We start from the raw sequence: 386 nt of genomic DNA on the forward strand, positions 1-386 counted from the left end.
GCTTAGAAGCGTGAAACTCATAACAATACCAACGATGAAAATGCTAAACGAACGAATATTTTTCGCTTTATTAATTTGGTTCATGCCCACGACGCCTACGACTTCGAACACACCGGCAAACATTAGATAAATCCAACCCATTACACGGCAGCTCCTTTCGTATTATTCTCTTTCGTAACAAATTTCAGTCCGAATACACCGGATAATAGCAGAATAATAAGGAATACTTTGAGAAGCCTGAACGGTTCTCCAAACAAAAGCATTTCGACTAATACCGTGCCTGCTGTCCCCATCCCTGTGAAAACGGCATAGACTGTACCCACTGGAAGTTTCGTAGACGCGCTAATAACTAGATGAAAAGAGATATACATCGCAACAATCGTGCA

The 386-nt window shown here is 41.5% G+C and carries 2 protein-coding genes; both read right to left on the reverse strand.

Going from position 1 to position 386, the window contains the following annotated elements; translation table 11 throughout:
- Window positions 1-141 (reverse strand): SMR family transporter (locus AC1DUA_RS40910; protein WP_477505052.1); only part of this gene is annotated, 141 nt, incomplete at its 3' end.
- A partial coding sequence (locus AC1DUA_RS40915; protein ID WP_477505051.1) for a DMT family transporter occupies window positions 141-386 on the reverse strand: 246 nt, incomplete at its 5' end. The genes AC1DUA_RS40915 and AC1DUA_RS40910, both read right to left, overlap by 1 nt.

This window comes from Paenibacillus sp. 01T422 (assembly GCF_056398785.1).